The 17819-nt window shown below is 70.3% G+C and carries 16 protein-coding genes; 6 read left to right on the top strand and 10 right to left on the bottom strand.

Annotated elements, in window-relative coordinates:
- The first annotated feature begins 184 nt into the window (after positions 1-184).
- Positions 185-688: a hypothetical protein gene (locus GEV28_RS35585; RefSeq protein ID WP_291417621.1), complete on the top strand. Its 504-nt coding sequence runs from the start codon at positions 185-187 to the stop codon at positions 686-688.
- Between the two features lie 94 nt (positions 689-782).
- Here GEV28_RS35585 and GEV28_RS35580 read toward each other — a convergent pair whose 3' ends face one another.
- Together GEV28_RS35580 and GEV28_RS35575 are read right to left on the bottom strand one after the other, a co-directional pair.
- Entirely contained in the window at positions 783-1184 is a 402-nt protein-coding gene (locus tag GEV28_RS35580; protein WP_291417619.1) for a type II toxin-antitoxin system VapC family toxin, read from the bottom strand.
- A gap of 998 nt (positions 1185-2182) precedes the next feature.
- On the bottom strand, positions 2183-3334 hold the full coding sequence (locus tag GEV28_RS35575) for an FkbM family methyltransferase (RefSeq protein ID WP_291417617.1): 1152 nt from the start codon (positions 3332-3334) through the stop codon (positions 2183-2185).
- 68 nt (positions 3335-3402) lie between these two features.
- Between GEV28_RS35575 and GEV28_RS35570 the strand changes: the two genes are divergently transcribed.
- A complete protein-coding gene (locus tag GEV28_RS35570) occupies positions 3403-5262 on the top strand; it encodes a prolyl oligopeptidase family serine peptidase (protein ID WP_291417615.1) in 1860 nt (619 codons plus the stop codon).
- Positions 5263-5312: 50 nt separating this feature from the next.
- On the opposite strand, the gene dps is transcribed toward GEV28_RS35570, so the two are convergent.
- A complete protein-coding gene (dps, locus tag GEV28_RS35565) occupies positions 5313-5792 on the bottom strand; it encodes a DNA starvation/stationary phase protection protein Dps (protein ID WP_291417613.1) in 480 nt (159 codons plus the stop codon).
- A gap of 58 nt (positions 5793-5850) precedes the next feature.
- Complete coding sequence (locus tag GEV28_RS35560; RefSeq protein WP_291417623.1) at positions 5851-6408, bottom strand: NADPH-dependent FMN reductase; 558 nt, start codon at positions 6406-6408, stop codon at positions 5851-5853.
- A gap of 110 nt (positions 6409-6518) precedes the next feature.
- Between GEV28_RS35560 and GEV28_RS35555 the strand changes: the two genes are divergently transcribed.
- On the top strand, positions 6519-7616 hold the full coding sequence (locus GEV28_RS35555) for an alpha/beta hydrolase (protein ID WP_291417611.1): 1098 nt from the start codon (positions 6519-6521) through the stop codon (positions 7614-7616).
- Between the two features lie 88 nt (positions 7617-7704).
- On the opposite strand, the gene GEV28_RS35550 is transcribed toward GEV28_RS35555, so the two are convergent.
- Positions 7705-8355 (bottom strand): hypothetical protein, encoded by a 651-nt coding sequence (locus tag GEV28_RS35550; protein ID WP_291417609.1) that lies wholly within the window; start codon positions 8353-8355, stop codon positions 7705-7707.
- A gap of 494 nt (positions 8356-8849) precedes the next feature.
- Between GEV28_RS35550 and GEV28_RS35545 the strand changes: the two genes are divergently transcribed.
- On the top strand, positions 8850-10046 hold the full coding sequence (locus tag GEV28_RS35545) for an MFS transporter (RefSeq protein WP_291417607.1): 1197 nt from the start codon (positions 8850-8852) through the stop codon (positions 10044-10046).
- Between the two features lie 5 nt (positions 10047-10051).
- Here the strand turns inward: GEV28_RS35545 and GEV28_RS35540 are convergent, their stop codons facing one another.
- The 3 genes from GEV28_RS35540 to GEV28_RS35530 form a co-directional block, all read right to left on the bottom strand.
- The gene (locus GEV28_RS35540; RefSeq protein WP_291417605.1) at positions 10052-11368 is read right to left on the bottom strand and encodes a GGDEF domain-containing protein; all 1317 of its coding nucleotides are present in this window, start codon (positions 11366-11368) and stop codon (positions 10052-10054) included.
- A 219-nt stretch (positions 11369-11587) separates the two neighbouring features.
- Entirely contained in the window at positions 11588-12676 is a 1089-nt protein-coding gene (locus tag GEV28_RS35535) for an aspartate-semialdehyde dehydrogenase (RefSeq protein WP_291417604.1), read from the bottom strand.
- Entirely contained in the window at positions 12676-13941 is a 1266-nt protein-coding gene (locus tag GEV28_RS35530; RefSeq protein WP_291417602.1) for an aspartate kinase, read from the bottom strand. Before GEV28_RS35530 ends, GEV28_RS35535 begins: the two co-directional genes overlap by 1 nt.
- 142 nt (positions 13942-14083) lie before the next feature.
- Here GEV28_RS35530 and GEV28_RS35525 point away from each other — a divergent pair, with 142 nt between their 5' ends.
- Positions 14084-15364, top strand: a complete 1281-nt coding sequence (locus GEV28_RS35525; RefSeq protein ID WP_291417600.1) for a hypothetical protein — start codon at positions 14084-14086, stop codon at positions 15362-15364.
- Complete coding sequence (locus tag GEV28_RS35520; RefSeq protein ID WP_291417598.1) at positions 15364-15960, top strand: nitroreductase family protein; 597 nt, start codon at positions 15364-15366, stop codon at positions 15958-15960. The genes GEV28_RS35525 and GEV28_RS35520 overlap by 1 nt, the downstream gene beginning before the upstream one ends.
- 10 nt (positions 15961-15970) lie before the next feature.
- On the opposite strand, the gene GEV28_RS35515 is transcribed toward GEV28_RS35520, so the two are convergent.
- Together GEV28_RS35515 and GEV28_RS35510 are read right to left on the bottom strand one after the other, a co-directional pair.
- The gene (locus GEV28_RS35515; RefSeq protein ID WP_291417596.1) at positions 15971-16798 is read right to left on the bottom strand and encodes an SDR family oxidoreductase; all 828 of its coding nucleotides are present in this window, start codon (positions 16796-16798) and stop codon (positions 15971-15973) included.
- Entirely contained in the window at positions 16795-17562 is a 768-nt protein-coding gene (locus GEV28_RS35510) for an SDR family oxidoreductase (RefSeq protein WP_291417594.1), read from the bottom strand. Before GEV28_RS35510 ends, GEV28_RS35515 begins: the two co-directional genes overlap by 4 nt.
- Between the last annotated feature and the right edge of the window lie 257 nt (positions 17563-17819).

Raw genomic sequence — 17819 nt, 5'->3', positions numbered from 1 at the left:
GTGATCACCTGAACTGGCCCCGGTTGGGTCGTTGTTCTTCACGAATCTTGGCTCCACCTGGGTGGTGATCTCGCTGCTTGGTGGGGCGGCGTGTCGTCGCGAATGTTGGCCCCACCTGGGATGCGATTTCCATGTCGTTGTCGTCGGGCGTGGAGGTCGGGGAATGGCGCGGTCGAGGGTGGAGGTGTTCGAGCGGATCAGACGGGACAGGCGGGTCGAGCGGTTGTCGATCCGGGAGTTGGCTGAGAGGCGTCATGTGCATCGCCGGACGGTGCGCCAGGCGCTGGCCAGTGCGGTCCCGCCGCCGCGTAAGACGTATGCGCGCCGGCCGCGACCGGCGATCGATGCGCATGTGGAGGTGATCGACGGCTGGCTGCTGGCCGACCGGGACGTGCCACCCAAGCAGCGGCATACGGCGCGACGGGTTTGGCAGCGGCTGGTCGCCGAGCACGGGGCGAGGCTGGCTGAGGTGACGGTGTCGCGTTACGTCGCGCGCCGCCGGGTCGAGCTTGGCGTGGACCGGGTGGAGGTGGCGGTGCCGCAGACGCATCCGCCGGGCGCGGAGGCCGAGGTCGACTTCGGCGAGTTCTCCGCCACCATCGCCGGCACGTTGATCAAGCTGTGGATGTTCGTGATGCGGCTTTCCCACTCTGGCAAGGCGTTACAGCAACGCGCGCTTAGACATTGAGAAAATAGAAGAGGATCATCGATCTGTGCCAGATGCAGGTCGACGGAAAGTGGCTGACCCGACGACCTGCGCACGAGTTGAAGCCCGACCAGCATCATGCTGTGACGATGGTCAGACCCTCGTGCTCGGCGAAGTCGGCGAAGTCCTTCACGTTGAGCGTGGCCAATGGAAGGTCAAACACGAGACAGCAGGCGGCTATCCACGTGTCATTGGCCGGGCGGGTCCGTCCGCGCCGAATCGCGCGCCCAGAAATTTGCCCCCACCTTTGCGCTACATCATCGGCGTACGGAAGCACGGCCTTTGGCGTAATCCACGCTGCCAGCCTCGCTCGATTCCGCGGTCCCCAGTCGCGCAACGTCGCCCACTGAGTTAGTTCGCCCAACGTCACGAACGTAATCCCAAACTGCGCGTGGCCAAGCCGCGCGAGCAAGCTAGCAGGAAGTCGATTCTTAAAACTGAGCGAGGCGACGTCGGTATCGAGAATGACCCGATTCATCAGCAGCTACGCGAGGTCAGCGTCACGCGTGCTTCGCACATGTGCAAGAAACTCGTCCAGCTCCTCATCGGTGTCAAAGATGCCGTCACAGGCAAGATCGCGCGCAGACTGAACCGGGACGCCCCGGAACAACTCATCTACCGAGACAGGCCGGGACGTCGGCATACCTGCCCCGTAGTCAGCACTGTCCGTCGTCATGGCCACCTCCTCTAGACACAACCAGTGTCTCATAGGGCGGGCGGGTCACAACCAATCCTCTCATTTGATCATACTCGGGCTTCAGTCTCTCTGTGTAATCGTCTCCGGCCGGACAGTGACAAACTCCTCGAACAGTTCGAGCTGGTGGAGACGGCCTCTCTCCGAAGTGAGCCGCGAACCGCTCACGGAACGCGGATCGGCTTGAAGTCCCACAGATGGGGGCGCAACAGCCTCCTGGTGGAGCCGGGTGCCGCCGGCCACAAGCCGGCGGCACCCCCGCAGCCCCAACGAACGGCAGGTCAGCGCCGAACGTGCACCGGGCCGATTGAGATCTCGATCGGCAGCAACCACAAACCGACGATGGCCACGGCCAGCACAACAGGTGAGCGAGCGGCTCATTTCAGTCCGCGGGGACGCTCGAGACACAATCGCTGCCTGACGAACCGCCTGACAACCGAGGCGTACAGCCTCGAACCGTCGCGGACATCCGCGGCCGCCTAACCACGCCGACCAGGAGAAACAGGATGCTCGCCGACTGCCCTACTTGGCTTCGGGACGAAGGGGTCGCAGGTTCAAATCCTGTCACCCCGACCAACCTGGGCTACCCCTGTCCGCGGAGTGCGCGGACAGGGATTGGTCGCTCAACGACCTCTGGGGGGGCGACCCACCAGACCCCCACGGTGCGAGCTCCTCTCGACCCGGCGCTGGGCGCCTTTGGTCTTCACCCAGCTTTCCCGCTTCGCGGGTCTCACTCGCTTCGCTTCGTACTCGGCTAGGTCCGCGAAATCCTTCGCGGCAGACTAGCCGCGTTTGAGTGCGGCTCCTACCCACCGGCGGGCAGCGCGGGACGTGTGGCGCACCGCCAGCAGGACCGGTCCGGTCACCCGGTGCACTGCGGTCGTGGGCGAGAACTCGTAGGTCGGGGTGCTGTTGAACACCCGCCCAGTCGGCCCGTAGCCGAACGGCCGAATCGCGCGAACGATGCCGCGCAGCGTGTCACGATTCCATGCCTCGACGTAGACGTTCGGCCGATAGGCCGAGAGGATCCGGCTCGCGCCGCGGAGCACGCGCTCCTCCATGCCTTCCACGTCGATCTTGATAACGGCGACCGGCTCGTGAACCAGCTCGTCGAGCGTGGTCACCGAGAATGTCTCGTCCCTGGCCATGGGCGCGCCAGCCGGGTCGAAGCCGATCTGGTGCTCGGCGCTCAGGTGGCTGGTCGCTGTCCCCGGTCGGTCGGACACGCCGACCCGGTGCACGGTGACGTGCTCGGTGAGCGCGTTCGCCTCGACGATCCGGTCGAGCTGGTCTGCGAAACGGGTCACCGGCTCGATCGCGTGCACGTGAGTCGACGGGCACAGCATCGCGAACCAGGCCGTATGGGTGCCGAGGTGCGCGCCCGCGTCGACGTAGACACCGCGGCGGCCTTGCCGCCGGATGTGCTCCAGGAAGGACTTCTCGTACCAGCCGCCGTCCCGGAAGGGCCTGTAGGTGTAGGGCACCTCGGTTGCGTCGACGACCTGAGGAAAATGGATCTCGCGGCCGTGCCGGCTGACGGTGAACATCTCCGGGAGGTTAGCACCACTCCGGCAAAACCGGTCACGCTGCCGGGATGTCAGCTCCTCCACCGCGTCCTCGAACGCCTGGGTGTCGGTTCCCTTCAGCTCCAACACCTTGAGGAGCGCCTCGTGCCCCTCCGCGTGCTCCTCCGACCCGTGCTCGGCCTCGTGCGCACCGACCGCGGATCGCTTGCGCAGCTTGGGATACACGAACCTCTCCGCCGCCTCCGCGTGCGCGACGAGCACCGTGGCGAGCGCGTCGCGGACGGCGGGACGGTCGGAGCCGGCGTCCCGCAGGTTGCGCAGCAGCTCCTCGAACAGCCGGTGGTCGTCCAGGATCAGGTCGATCACGTCGCCCGAAACCGGTCGGTGTACGTCGACGACATGGTTCATACGGACAGTTCTACCGGCCCCACGCACGTTCGGCCGATCCGACGACGTCGCGACACGACCGGGCGGTCATGAGGCAGGATCGAGGGGTGAGCAACCACCCCATGGCCGAGGTCCCCGACGCGCTGTTCGCCGATGCCGACGCGGAGGCCCGCTGGCGCGACCGGTTCACCGCCGCCCGCGTCTCGTTGCCGCGGTGGGCGCACGACGCCCCCGACCGCAACCTCTACCTGTCGAACTCCAGCGGCGTCTGGGAGGTCTACGCCTGGGACCGGGCCACCGGCACCCACCGGCAGGTCACCGACCGGCCCAACGGCACGTCCTACGCCGCGATCGGCCCGGACGGCGAGCACATCTGGTGGTTCGCCGACTCCGACGGCGACGAGTTCGGCAGCTGGGTCAGCGAGCCGTTCGCCGGCCGCCCCGCCGCCGAGGGTCCGGCCGCCGCCGTGCCCGGCAGCGAGCCCGGCTACCCGGCCGGCATCGGGATCGGCCGCCGGGTCAGCGCGGTCGGCGTCTCCAACGACGCGGGCACCACGGTCTTCGTCACCCGGGCCGGCGGCCCGGCCGAGGTCGTCTACCGCGACGAGCACGACGGCGGGGTAGCCGCGCTCTCCCGCGACGAGACCCTGCTCACGATCGAGCACTCCGAACACGGCGACAACAGGCACCCGGCGCTGCGCGTGCTGGCCCTCGCCGACGGCGCCACGGTCGCCGAGAAGTGGGACGGCAAGGGCAAGGGCCTCGAGGCGATCGCGTTCAGCCCGGTGGACGGCGACCAGCGGCTGCTCGTCCTGCACGAGCGGCGCGGCCGCGAGGAACTGCTGGTCTGGGACGTCGCCGCGGACACCGAGACCGAGATCGCGCTCGACCTGCCCGGCGAGGTCACCGCCGACTGGTACCCGGACGGCTCCGCGATCATCGTCGTGCATACCCACGAGGCGCGCAACACGCTGCACCGCTACGACCTCGCGAGCGGCACACTGTCCCAGTTGGACACTCCGAACGGGACGATCGGGAGCGCGGCGGTGCGGCCGGACGGCACGGTCGAGTACGCGTGGTCCAACGCCGCGCGGCCACCGCTGGTGCGGGCGCAGTACTCGGACGGGACCGAGCAGGTGCTGCTCGAGCCGCCGGGGCACAAGGCGCCGCCGTCGGTTGAGCTCCTCGACGTCTTCGTGGCCGCGGACGGCATCGGCAACGTGCACGCGCTGTACTCGCGCCCGTCCGGCGCGCCGGACGGCCCGCTGCCGACGGTGTTCACCCTCCACGGCGGCCCGCACTCGGCCGACGAGGACCGCTTCTCCGCGTACCGCGCGGTGTGGCTGGACGCCGGGTTCGCCGTCGTGCACGTCAACTACCGCGGTTCGACCGGCTACGGCTCGGCCTGGCGCGACGCGATCGAGGGCCGGCCGGGGCTCACCGAGCTCGCGGACGTCGCCGCGGTGCACGCGTGGGCCGTCGAGAAGGGCTTGGCCGACCCTGCGCGGTGCGTGGTCAACGGCGCGTCGTGGGGCGGGTACCTGAGCCTGCTCGCGCTGGGCACCCAGCCGCAGCTGTGGGCGGCGGGCATCGCGGGGGTGCCGGTGGCCGACTACCTGGCCGCGTACGCCGACGAGATGGAGCCGCTGCGCGCGTTCGACCGCGCGCTGTTCGGCGGATCGCCGGACGAGGTGCCCGACAGGTACGTGGAGTGCTCGCCGATCACCTACGTCGACGAGGTGCGCGCGCCGGTGCTGGTGGTGGCCGGGGAGAACGACCCGCGCTGCCCGATCCGCCAGATCGACAACTACCTGGAGCGGCTGGCCGTGCGGCATGCGAAGTACGAGGTGTACCGCTACGACGCGGGCCACGGCTCGCTGGTGGTCGCCGAGACGATCAAGCAGATCGCGATCGAGGTCCACTTCGTCCGCCGGGCGCTCGGCCTGTAGACCCGAGCGGCGCTTTCCGGGACGTCCCGGAAAGCGCCGTCTCGGATGGCTCACCCGGCGGTCTGGGCCTGCCACATCCAGTGCTGCTTCTCCAGCTCACGGGTGATCTCGATCAGCAGGTCCTGGGTGACCAGGTCCGACTTGTCGGTCTCGTCGATGCGCTTGCGCAGCCGCTCGATCAGCTTGCCCAGGATCTCGACCACGGCGGTCACGGTGGACTCGACCGACTGCCAGTTCTCCGGGTAGTCCGGGATGCCCGAGCTCTCGACGACCGTCTTCGCCTTGCCGTTCGGCGAGATGCCGATCGCGTTCGCGCGCTCCGCCACCTCGTCGACGTACTGGCGCGCCGCCGTCACCAGCTCGTCGAGCTGGAGGTGCGCGCTGCGGAAGTTCGGCCCGACGACGTTCCAGTGCGCCTGCTTGGCGACCAGGGACAGGTCGATGAGATCAACCAGCGTTGCCTGCAGGACCGCACCGGTCGACGTGCGGTCGCCGTCGTCGAGCGGGCTGCTGATCGGAGACTTGGTCATGGTTTCCTCCTCGCGGGTTCCCTCATGTCAACGCCTGGCGTACCCGCTTGCCTACCGGTCACACCCGCGCTGTGGCGAACTCCACTACCTGCAACCCGATCGTGCGCAGCGTGGTCGTGACCTTCTCGTCGGTGCACCAGCCGTCCGCGCCGAACTCCACCTGAGCGGAGTTCACCGCCGCGCCCAGCGGGGTCGGCCAGCCACGCAGCGCGTGCACGATCGAGCGCAGCGACGTCAGCGTCGTCACCGCCGCCTGCCAGCCGCGCGCGGTCGCCACGCAGCCGACCGCGCGGCCGTCGAGGTAGGGCCGGGCGTCGTCGCGTAGGTCCTCGACGTAGTCCAGGGCGTTCTTGACGAGACCGGACACCGTGCCGTGGTAGCCGGGCGACACCAGCACCACGCCGTCGGCCGCGCGCAGCTCCTCGACCAGCCGGCGGGCCACCGGCGACCGGTCGGGCTCGGCCGGGTCGTAGAACGGCAGGACCAGGTCGGCGCCGGAGACGAGGGTGGTCTTCGCGCCGGCCTGGGCCGCGCCGTCGAGCACGATGCGCAACGCTCGCTCGGACTGCGAGTCGGTGCGCAGGGATCCTCCGATGCCCACCACGTTGACCGTCACAACCCCGATCATTCCCCATCGGGTGACACAGTGGGGGCGGCCGTCGCGCGGGTACGGGAGAATCGCGAGGTTGGTTATAGCCTCCTGTCGTGCGAGCTGGGAGGCCATCGATGTCACGTGTCCTGAGCAGGGTTCCGCTGTCCGTGCAAGGCGCCGCGCTGCACGCGGTCTTCGCCCTCCCCCGGCCCATGCGGCGGCTCGTCGCGGGGCCGCCGATCCGCCTCGACGGCCTCGAGCTCGCCCTCGACGCCCAGCTGCTGCTGCGGCTGGTCGCGCTCAGCGAGATGAGTCTCAAAGCGGAAAACCCAGCGGCCGCGCGGACCCGCCTGGAAGCGGGCCGCACCATGCTCGGCGGCCCGATCGTGCCCGGCGTCCGCACCCGGAACCTGAACCTCCCGACCACCGACGGCACCATGCCGGCCCGGCTGTACGAGCCGTCGGACCTCCCGCCCGGCTCGCCGCTGCTCGTCTTCTACCACGGCGGCGGCTGGGTCATCGGCAGCATCGACACCCACGACGGCATCTGTCGCTACCTGGCCAAACAGGCCAGCCTGCGGGTGCTCTCGGTCGGCTACCGGCTCGCCCCGGAGTACCCGTTCCCGGTCGCGGCCGACGACGCGGTCGCCGCGTACCGCTACGCGGTCGAGCACGCCGAGGGCCTCGGCGCGGACCCGGCGGCGGTCGCGGTCGGCGGGGACAGCGCGGGCGGCAACCTCGCGATCGTGGTCTGCCTCGACACGGTCCGCGGCGGCGGGCCGCGCCCGGTGTTCCAGCTGCTGTTCTACCCGGTCACCGACCCGTCGGTGCGCCGCCGCTCGCGCGACCTGTTCGCGGACGGCTTCTTCCTCACCGACGACGACCTGACCTGGTTCGAGGACCACTACTGCCCGGACGTCGAGCGCCGTACCGACCCGCGGATCGCCGTGCTGCTCGCCGAGGACCTCCGCGGGCTGCCGCCGACCTACCTCGCGACCGCCGGGTTCGACCCGCTGCGCGACGAGGGCAACGCGTTCGCCGACCGGCTGCGCGAGGCCGGCGTGCCCGTGGTCAAGCGCCAGCACGACGACCTGATCCACGGGTACACGAGCTTCGTCAGCCTCGGCTCGCGATTTCGGGAGGCGGTTTCCGAGGCGGCCGGCGCCCTGCGTACGGGCCTCGCGCTGCGGTCCCGGGCGAATGTCGTGGACATTTTCCGGCCGACCGCGTGATCATCCATTAATGCAATACGAGACCGCGATAATCCACCCCCCTCGACGGATTACCGCGGTCTCGTGAATTGCGGCTAGTGCAATTCGGTCACGGCACGGCGGGCAGCGGCGCGTCCGGAACCGGCGCGTCGGGCAACGGCGCGTCGGGCAACGGGGCATCCGGCAGCGGAACCTCCGGCAGCGGCGCGTCGACCGGCGGCTCGCCGCCCGGCGCTGGCACCTCTGGCACCTCGGGCAACGGCACGCCCGGCACCTCCGGCAGCGGCACCGGCAGTTCCGGCAGCGGCACCGGCAGTGGCACCGGCAGGCCGCCCAGCAGGCTCGTCACCAGGTCCAGCAGCGTCGTGAGCAGCGACGTCAACAGACCGGTGATCGGCGCCAGCAGCGTCAGGCCGGGCAGGTCCCGCTCGACCTGAGCGGCTTCGGCGTCCACCCGGTCGGTCAGCACCAGCGCGGCCCGCTCGGCGGGCGCCTCGGCCACGACACCCAGCACCGGACGCAGCTGAGCGACCGCCGCCTGGACCGCGGCGACGTCATCGGACGTCACGGCAGCAGCGAGATAGTCGTGTAGCTGCTGCAGGTACTCACCGGCCGTGTGCGTGGTCTGCGACGCCGCCGCGGACTCGATCCGGGATTCGACCCGGTCGGCCGTCGACGCGTTGGCCATGCCTGCGCCCAGTACGGAAACCATCGCCGTGGCGGCCAGCCCGGCGACAAAGCGAATAAGTCTGACGTTCATTCGCGGACTTCTCCTTCGGGTTTTTGAAACTCCCTCTGGAAAGCATCGTTACCGCAGGCGCCCGGACGCGCCAGATAGGGAAGGCGCGGATTCGGCACGTGATTAGCAATGCGTGAATAAATGCGGCCGAGCAGGCGGTTCGCCCCGCATCGAAAGGGTGACCAAAGCAACGACCGGTTACCACGCTCTCGGTGACCAGCAAAAACGACGCGCCGCCAGTGACACGATCGAGCAGCCGAACAACCCGTGCGGCGGATTTACGTGGGTCGCCCCGGTGTGCCTGCTTGACCCCACGACGTGGCCTCCTCCCGACCGGAAGTGGCCACGCCAAGGTTTCCGCCCGCCGAGCAGGCGATGTCTCGAACCGATCAGCGGTCGACACGCCCGCGACCACCCACCTTCTCTGGAGTGAGTCAAGAAAACCTACGGACAACTGTCGGTGGGCGGCCGTAATTTGGTTGCCGTCCAGGACTCACGAGAGGTCACATCCACCTATGCAGCTCTACCGCAGAACGCTGGCCCTGCCGGGCGTGCGCACCCTGATGGTGCTGGTGTTCCTCGCCCGCATCCCGATGTCCGCCTCGGGCATGGTGCTCACCCTGCACGTCGCGGTCGGGCTCGGTCACGGCTACGGCGCGGCGGGCACCGCCGGGGCCATCCTCACCATCGGCATCGCGCTGGGCGCGCCCGTCATGGGCCGGGTCGTCGACCGCTACGGCTTGCGCCCGATGGTGATCGTCACCACGCTCGGCGAGGCCACGTTCTGGCTGTTCGGGCGATACCTGCCGTATCCGCTGCTACTGGCCGCGGGCTTCGTCGGGGGCCTGCTGGTGCTGCCGTCGATGTCCATCGGGCGCCAGGCCATCGCCGCGCTGGTGCCGCCGGAGCTGCGGCGAACGGCGTACTCCATGGACTCGGTGTCGACGGAGCTGTCGTTCATGGTCGGCCCGGCCACGGCGGTGCTGCTGGCCACCCAGTTCTCCACCGCCACGGCCATGCTGGCGATGGCCGTCGGCATCGCGGTCGTCGGCGCCGCGCTGCTCGTCGTCAACCCGGCGGTGCGCAGCGAGGAGGAGAACGCGGCGGCCACCGGTGAGCGGGTGCCGCGGCGCACGTGGTTGACGCCGCGGATGGTCGCGGTGCTCATCATCGCGGCGGGTGCGGTGTTCATCCTGGCGGGCACCGAGGTGGCGATCGTGGCGCAGCTGAGGGAGAACGACGAGCTCGCGTACACCGGCATCGTCGTCGTCGCGTGGTCGGCGATCTCGGCCGTCGGCGGCCTCGTCTACGGGGCGCTGCCCCGGTCACCGACGCAGGTGACCCTGATGGCGTGGCTGGGTCTGCTGACCGTCCCGATCGGACTCCTGTCCGGCGAGTGGTGGTTGCTGGCTGTCGCGTTGCTGCCGGCGTCGGCGTTGTGCGCGCCCACGATCGCCGCCACGGGCGAGGAGGTCAGCCGGCTGGCGCCGGCGGCCGCGCGCGGGGAGGCGACGGGGATGCAGTCGTCGGCCTTCACGTTGGGCGCGGCGGCGGGCGCCCCGCTGGTCGGCTTCGTGGTGGACCACTCGTCCCCGGGCTGGGGCTTCGCGCTGGCCGGCATGGGCGGGGTCCTGGTCGCGGCGGTGGCAGCGGTGTTGATCGCCCGGCAACACCGGCGGGCCGCCGACGCGTTACCGGTTCCGGTCGGCTGAGGCGGTTATCCACAGGCGGGATCCACACTGTCCACAGGTTGTGTGGGAAGGTCCGCGTAGCTCACGACCGTGTTGCGGCCGTTGCGTTTGGCTTGGTACATCGCCGTGTCGGCGGCGTGTACCAAGCCTTCCACCGTCGAGCCCGCCGCCGGGTGGCCGGCCACGCCCACCGACGCGGACAGGCCCGCGATCACCGTCTGCCGCTCGTCGATCGTCACGGTCAGGGTCAGGCGGGCCACCGCGCGGCGGATCCGCTCGGCCACGTCGCGGGCGCCCTGCTCGGTGATCTCCGGCAGCAGCACCACGAACTCCTCACCGCCCCAGCGACCGACCGCGTCGTAGGCACGCAGCTCCCCGCGGATGGCGTCGGCCACCGCGCGTAGGACGGCGTCGCCCGCGACGTGACCATGGGTGTCGTTGACCCGCTTGAAGTTGTCCAGGTCGATGATCAGCACACCGAAGGGCTCCGGCCGGCGCTCCGCCCGCGCCAGCTCCGTGGTCAGGTGGTTCTTCCACTCGAGGTCGGTGAGCAGCCCGGTCTTCGAGTCCTGCGCGGCCGTCTCCTCGAGCTGGCGCATCAGCACGCACCGGTGCAGCACGACCACCGGCAACAACATCAGCGCCACCAGCGCCGGATGCGTCACGAGCACCGCCGCCGTCGCGCCGCCGAGGCTCAACGTGCCGAGCTCGAGCGCGTTCTCCGAACGGGTGGCGAACAACGTCGTGAACCGGCGCGACGGGTTGTGCAGCTTCACCCCCACGGCGATCAGCACGGCGTTGACCGTTGTGAACGCGAGCGCCGCGACCCCGATCGCCAGCAGTGCGCGCAGCCCCTCCCAGTCGCCGGCGAGCGTGCCGTGCACCCCGAACCAGTGCAGCACCAGCGCGACCGCCAGGCACGACAGGACGATCGTCGCCGTCGAGAACGGGACCCGGTAGGCGGGCCGGCCCTGGACCGGCCGCCACACCCGCAGCCACAGGTGTCCGTAGATCAACACGGTCAGCAGCACGGCCAGCTCCGGCGGCAGCACGACCGCACCGCCGAAGATCCAGACCGACGTCATGTTGATGTGCGGCGCGTTCGACAGGTAGAGCCGCACCCGCTCGGTCCCGAGGGAGAGCTCCGCCTGCACCACCCCGACGACAAGCAGCGCCCCGAACCGCGCCCAGTCCGAACCCGTGGCGGAGAACGGCAACGTGAGCGCGAGAAGACCGACGGCCACCAGTTCGGTGCCGAGATAGTAGGGCGCGACGCCACGCGGCGCGCCCCGCAGCGCCCATTGCGCCGGCCGGACGACGATCGGTCGTCGCTGTGCGTGCACGAGAACGCTCCGGTCGATGCGAGAGAGTCCACAGTATGCCGGGACTCTCCCGCACCGGCCAGCGTGACGCTGACCTGCGCGGTGAGTTGTTACCGCGCCGACCACACCGGGCTGTCGACGTAGCGGTTGTCGTACAGGTCCTGGGTGTCCGTGAGCTCCTGGGCGTCGCAGGGGGCATCTGGGCGCGAACACCACGATCCAAGATCCGCGAGACATGGCCTAAATCTGCGCGGCCAGGGCCTCGGCGATCTCGTAGGTGTTCAGCGCGGCGCCCTTGCGCAGGTTGTCCCCACACACGAAGAAGTCCAGCGTATTCGGGAAGTCCAGCGCCTGCCGGATGCGACCCACGTAGGTCGGGTCGCCGCCGACGACGTCGGCCGGCATCGGGAACTCGCCCGCGGCTGGGTCGTCGACCAGGACCACCGACGGCGACGCGGCGAAGACCTCGTGCGCCTGCGCCACCGACACGGGCGACGCGAACGTCGCGTGCACCGCGAGCGAGTGCGTCGTCACCACGGGGACCCGCACGCAGGTCGCCGACACGCGCAGGTCGGGGATGCCCAGGATCTTCCGTGACTCGTTGCGGACCTTCAGCTCCTCGGAGAACCAGCCGTCGCCCTTGTACGAACCCGCGGCCGGGACGACGTTCAGCGCCAGCGGCCCGGGGAACGGCGAGTCCGCAATGGACAGTCCGGCCGCCGCCAGCGCCTCGCGCACGTCGCCGGCACGCATGCCGACCTGCTTGCCGGCCACCGCGGACAGCTCCGCGTACAGTCGCTCCACGCCGGCCACCCCGGCACCGGAGACCGCCTGGTAGGACGCCACGACCAGCTCGCGCAGCAAGAACCGGTGATGCAGCGCGCCCAGCGCGGCCATCATCGACAACGTCGTGCAGTTCGGGTTCGCGACGATCCCCCGCGGCCGCGCGGCCATCATGTCGAGGTTGACCTCGGGCACCACCAGCGGCACGTCGTCGTCCATGCGGAACGCGCCCGAGTTGTCCACCACGACCGCGCCACGCGCGGCGGCGACCGGGGCCCACTCCGCGGACACCCCGTCCGGCACGTCGAACATCGCCACGTCGACGCCGTCGAACACCTCGGGCGCCAGCGCGACCACGGTGACCTCGGCGCCGCGGACGGTGAGCTTGCGGCCGGCCGAGCGGGGCGACGCGATGAGCCGCACCTCGCCCCACGGCCAGTCCGGCCGCTCGTTCAGGATCTCGATCATCACCGAGCCGACCGCCCCGGTGGCGCCGACCAGCGCGAGTGTTGGTGTGTTTTGCGGGACACCCGCACCCGAGCTCATCAGCGACCGCTCCCCGCGTAGACCGTGGCGACCTCGTCGCCGCCGAGGTCGAACGCCTCGTGGATCGCCCGCACGGCCTCGTCCAGCTCGGTGTCCCGGATCAGCACCGAGATCCGGATCTCCGAGGTGTTGATGATCTCGATGTTCACCCCGGCCTTGGCCAGCGCCTCGCAGAACGACGCGGTGACGCCGGGGTGCGAGCGCATGCCGGCGCCGACCAGCGACACCTTGCCGACGTGGTCGTCGTAGAGCACCGCGGTGAAGCCCAGCTCGGTCTTGAGCTTCTCCAACGCCGCCACCGCGGTCGGGCCGTTGTCCTTCGAAAGAGTGAACGTGATGTCCGTGCGCCCGGACACGGTGCTGGACACGTTCTGCAGCACCATGTCGATGTCGATCTCGGCGTCGGCCACCACCCGGAAGATGCGAGCCGCGACGCCGGTCTGGTCGGGCACGCCGGTCACGGTCACCTTGGCCTCGGACCGATCGTGCGTGACGCCGGTGATCATCGCCTGTTCCACGGGAATGTCCTCCACTGAGCCGGACACGATCGTGCCCGGCTTGTTGGTGTACGACGAGCGGACGTGAATCGGGACGCCGTAGCGCCGGGCGTACTCGACACAGCGCAGCATCAGCACCTTCGCCCCGGACGCCGCCATCTCGAGCATCTCCTCGTAGGGCACCCGGTCGAGACGTCTGGCGTTGGTGACGATCCGTGGGTCCGCGGTGAAGACACCGTCCACGTCCGTGTAGATCTCACACACGTCCGCGTTGAGCGCCGCGGCCAGCGCGACGGCGGTGGTGTCGGAGCCGCCCCGGCCGAGAGTCGTGATGTCCTTCGTGTCCTGGCTCACGCCCTGGAAGCCGGCGACCAGGCAGATGAAGCCGTCGTCGAGGGCCTGCTGGACCCGGCTGGGCGTGACGTCGATGATCCGCGCCTTGCCGTGCGTGGAGTCCGTGATGACCCCGGCCTGCGAACCGGTGAACGACAGCGCCTCCGCGCCGAGCGCGCCGATGGCCATCGCGACCAGCGAGTTCGAGATCCGCTCACCCGCGGTGAGCAGCATGTCCATCTCGCGCTCAGGCGGCACCGGGTTCACCCGCTGCGCGAGGTCGAGCAGCTCGTCGGTCGTGTCGCCCATCGCCGAGCACACCACGACCACGTCGTTCCCGGCCTTGCGGGTCTTGACGATCCGCTCGGCCACCCGCTTGATCCGGTCCGCGTTCTCCAGCGAGGAACCGCCGTATTTCTGGACCACCAACGCCACTTGTCCGAAACCTCCTCAGACCGACAAGGCGAGCCTAACGGAGGGGGCCATTCGATTCCGTCGCGCGTGTGGCCGCCGCCACGTGCGCGGATGCGCGCCCTACTCTGTAACGACCGAGCAGATGAGCAGGGAAAGGATCGGGGTGTCTGCGACGGACGTCACCCGCGCCGACTCCGACGAGGAGTCCGCCGCCGAGCCCGCGGCCGGGGCCGAGGCCCCGGCTGACAGCGACTCACGGACCGAGTCACCGGCCGAGGCCGGCAAGCCGACCGGGCCGTCGAGATGGACGGTGCGTCGGATCGGCGAGCTCCTCGCCCCCGCGCTGATCTTCCTCGGCATCCGTGAGTTCGGCCTGCTCGTGCTGACCTGGATGGCCGCCGCCACCGACCGGTCGGTCACCGAGGCGCTGCGGTCCTGGGACGGCCAGTGGTTCCTCGCGATCGCCGAGGGCGGCTACGCGGGGGTGCCGGCGAGCCTGGTCGACGCGTTCGGCCGGCGCAGCGCCGAGACGCCGCTCGCGTTCTTCCCCGGCTACCCGACCGTCGTGCGCTGGGTCGCGGGGATCGACGGCGGTGGTGGGATCGGCCTGGTCACCGCCGCCTTCACGACGACGATCGTCGCGGGCGTCGGGTGTTCCTACGCACTCGTGCGGCTGGGCCGGCACATCCGCGGCGGCTCGACCCGCACCGGCCTGATCCTGGTGGCCCTGTTCGCCGCTACGCCGATGTCGATCGTGCTCTCGATGGCCTACTCGGAGGCGATGTTCTGCGCGCTCGCCGCGTGGTCGCTGGTCGGGGTGCTGGAGAAGCGGTGGGTTCTGGCCGGCGTGTGCTGCGCGGCCGCGGGGATCGTGCGGTCGACGGGCGCGGCGCTGATCCTGGCCGTCGGCCTCGCGGTGCTGGTGGCGATCGTCAACCGGCGGGACGGCTGGCGGCCGTGGGTCGGCGGGGTGATCGCGCCGGTCGGGCTGGTCGGCTACCTGGCGTGGGTCGGCGCGCAGACCGGTGAGTGGGACGGCTGGTTCGCGTTGCAGGAGCGCGGTTGGGGCACGGGCTTCGACGGCGGCGCGGCGACGGTGAAGTTCAGCCTGGAGGCGCTGGCCGACGCGCGGTCGGTGCTGGAGGTCACGACGGTCGGCCTGATCGTCGTCGCACTGGTGCTGCTGGTGATCGGCTTCGTGCGGCGGGTCGAGTGGCCGCTGATGGTGTTCGCGGCCGGCGTGCTCGCGATGGACCTGTGCGCGAACGGCCTGATGAACTCCAAGGCGCGGCTGATAATCCCGGCGTTCACGCTGCTGATCCCGATGGCGTTGGCACTGGCCAGACGAAAGCCGTCGACGGCGGTGCTGGCGCTCGGCGGGTTGGTGCTGGCGAGCTCGTGGTTCGGCGCCTACTCGATCACCTCGTGGGGATACGCGATCTGATGACCTCTGTTTCGAAGGACGCCGAGACGAGCGTCGCGGTCCACCCGATCATCGCGGCGCGCTGGAGCCCCCGCGCGCTGGACCCGAACGGTCAGGTCAGCGACGTCGCGCTGCGGGCGATGCTCGAGGCCGCGCGCTGGGCCCCGTCGAACGGAAACACCCAGCCGGCCAGGTACCTGATCGGCCGCCGCGGCGACGAGACCTACGCCCGGATCTTCGACCTGCTCTCCCCGCGCAACAAGGGCTGGGCCTGGTCGGCGGCGGTGCTGATGCTGTGCTGCATGGTGACCACCAACGAGAAGGGCCCGCTGCCGATGCCCGAGTACGGCACCGGCCTGGCGACGGAGAACCTGGTGCTGCAAGCGGTCGCCGAGGGCGTGGTGGCGCACCAGCTGGGCGGCTTCAACAAGGAGGGCGCCAAGCTCGTCTTCTCGCTGCCGGCCGACGTCGAACCGCTGGCCGTCGTGGCCGTCGGCACGCTCGGCTCGCCCGACCTGCTGGACGACGAGCGGCGCGGGCGCGAGCTGGCCTCCCGCCGTCGCAAGCCGCTGTCGGAGATCGCCTTCACCGGCGAGTGGGGCAACTCCGCCTTCTGAGGACGCCCGGTCAGGTGCCGTAGACCTGGGTCGGGTCGGGGGTCTCGGCCAGCAGGGCGTCCACGGCTTTGCCCAGGTCGGCCGGGTTCCAGCGGGTGCCGTTGTCGACCGCGGGGCCTCGGCCGTGGCCGTTGACGACCGTCAGCCGGCCGCCCTCGACCTCGAAGATTCTCCCCGTCACGTGGCGCGACTCCGGGCTGCCCAGCCACACCACCAGCGGGGCCACGTCCTCCGGGCCCGGCAGGTCGGGGAACAGGTCCTCGGTCATGCGGGTGCGGGCCGAGGGGGCGATGGCGTTGACCGTCACGCCGTAGCGGGACAGCTCGGCCGCGGCCACCAGGGTCAGGCCGAGGATGCCGGCTTTCGCGGCCGAGTAGTTCGACTGGCCGACGCTGCCCCACAAGCCGGCGCCGGAGCTGGTGTTGATCACGCGGGCGTCCACGGTCTCGCCGGACTTCGCCGCGGCTCGCCAGTGGGCGGCGGCGTGCCGGGTGGTCAGGAAGTGGGCCTTCAGGTGCACCCGCAGCACGTCGTCCCACTCGGCTTCCGAGGTCGAGACCAGCATGCGGTCCCGCACGATGCCGGCGTTGTTCACCAGGACGTCCAGGCGGCCGAAGGACGACAGCGCGGTGGTGACGAGTGACTCGGCGCCGGACCAGGTGGACACGTCCTCCGCGTGGGGAACGGCGGCGGCGCCGATCTCGGCCGCCACCGACGCCGCCGAATCCAGGTCGTTCACCACCACCGACGCGCCCTGGCGAGCGAACTCCAGGGCGTGCTCGCGGCCGATGCCCCGCCCCGCGCCGGTCACCGCGACCACGCGGCCCGCGCAGATCATCGGGGCGGCGCCGCGTTCGAGGCGGCCAGGAACGCCGGACGTTCGCCGCCGCCGTGGACGGTCAGGGTGCTGCCGCTGATGAAGCCCGCCGACGGGGAGGCCAGGAAGAGGCACGCCTCCGCCACGTCGGCCGGCTTCGCCATCCGGCCCGCCGGGATCGTCGCGCCGACCGCGGCCACCCCCTCCGCGTCGCCGTAGTGCAGGTGCGACAGCTCGGTGTCGACCGGCCCGACGACGACCGTGTTCACCCGGACCTTCGGCGCCCACTCCACCGCCAGGCTCGTCGCCAGGTTCGCCAAGCCCGCCTTCGCGGCCCCGTAGGCCGCGGTCCCCGGCGACGGGCGGGTCCCCGACACGCTGCCGATCATCACGATCACGCCGCCCGAATCCTGTTGCTGCATCACGGTGTTCGCCCGCTGCGACACGTGCAGCGGCGCCAGCAGGTTCAGCGCGATGATCTTCTCGTGCAGCCGGGGTGACGCCGTGGCGGCATCGACCGGCGGGGAGCCGCCCGCGTTGTTCACCACCACGTCGAGCCGGCCGAACTCGGCGACCACCGCCGACACCAGAGCGTCCACTTGGGACACGTCACGCACGTCGGCCTGGAGGTACCGGGCGTCGACATCGGCCGTCTCGGCGCGACCGCAGGTCACGACGTCGGCCCCGGCAGCCAGGAAACCCCGCACGACCCCCAGCCCGACACCACGCGAACCGCCTGTCACCAACACGGTCTGACCAGCGAAGTTCTCGCTCCCTGTGCTCATGGTTCGCTTCGTTCCTCCGCTACCCGCCGCCCCCACCGTCCAATGGCTCGCTCCGTGCGATGCTCGGCGCCGACGCGCCCGCGCTTCCTGTGCTGAATGGTTCGCTCCGCTCCTCCGCTACTCGCTGTCTTCCTCCGTCCAGACAGCGAACGCTCCGTCACCCCCGCTCACGGTGCCCATGGTTCGCTCCGCTCCTCCGCTACTCACTGTCTTCCTCCGTGCGATGCTCGGCGCTGACGCGCCTGCGCTTCTCCTAC

The organism is Actinophytocola sp. (genome assembly GCF_009379765.1).
GTDB lineage: Bacteria > Actinomycetota > Actinomycetes > Mycobacteriales > Pseudonocardiaceae > Actinophytocola.
This window is presented reverse-complemented; position numbering and strand designations above follow the sequence as displayed.

Excerpts from the sequence above, each read along its gene's own strand:
- dps (WP_291417613.1), bottom strand. The coding sequence starts at position 5,792 with ATGACCAAGTCTCCGATCAGCAGCCCGCTCGACGACGGCGACCGCACG.
- GEV28_RS35550 (WP_291417609.1), bottom strand. The coding sequence starts at position 8,355 with ATGAACGTCAGACTTATTCGCTTTGTCGCCGGGCTGGCCGCCACGGCG.
- GEV28_RS35520 (WP_291417598.1), top strand. The coding sequence starts at position 15,364 with ATGACCTCTGTTTCGAAGGACGCCGAGACGAGCGTCGCGGTCCACCCG.
- GEV28_RS35575 (WP_291417617.1), bottom strand. The coding sequence starts at position 3,334 with ATGAACCATGTCGTCGACGTACACCGACCGGTTTCGGGCGACGTGATC.
- GEV28_RS35535 (WP_291417604.1), bottom strand. The coding sequence starts at position 12,676 with ATGAGCTCGGGTGCGGGTGTCCCGCAAAACACACCAACACTCGCGCTG.
- GEV28_RS35545 (WP_291417607.1), top strand. The coding sequence starts at position 8,850 with ATGCAGCTCTACCGCAGAACGCTGGCCCTGCCGGGCGTGCGCACCCTG.
- GEV28_RS35580 (WP_291417619.1), bottom strand. The coding sequence starts at position 1,184 with ATGAATCGGGTCATTCTCGATACCGACGTCGCCTCGCTCAGTTTTAAG.
- GEV28_RS35510 (WP_291417594.1), bottom strand. The coding sequence starts at position 17,562 with ATGAGCACAGGGAGCGAGAACTTCGCTGGTCAGACCGTGTTGGTGACA.
- GEV28_RS35570 (WP_291417615.1), top strand. The coding sequence starts at position 3,403 with ATGAGGCAGGATCGAGGGGTGAGCAACCACCCCATGGCCGAGGTCCCC.
- GEV28_RS35515 (WP_291417596.1), bottom strand. The coding sequence starts at position 16,798 with ATGATCTGCGCGGGCCGCGTGGTCGCGGTGACCGGCGCGGGGCGGGGC.
- GEV28_RS35555 (WP_291417611.1), top strand. The coding sequence starts at position 6,519 with ATGTCACGTGTCCTGAGCAGGGTTCCGCTGTCCGTGCAAGGCGCCGCG.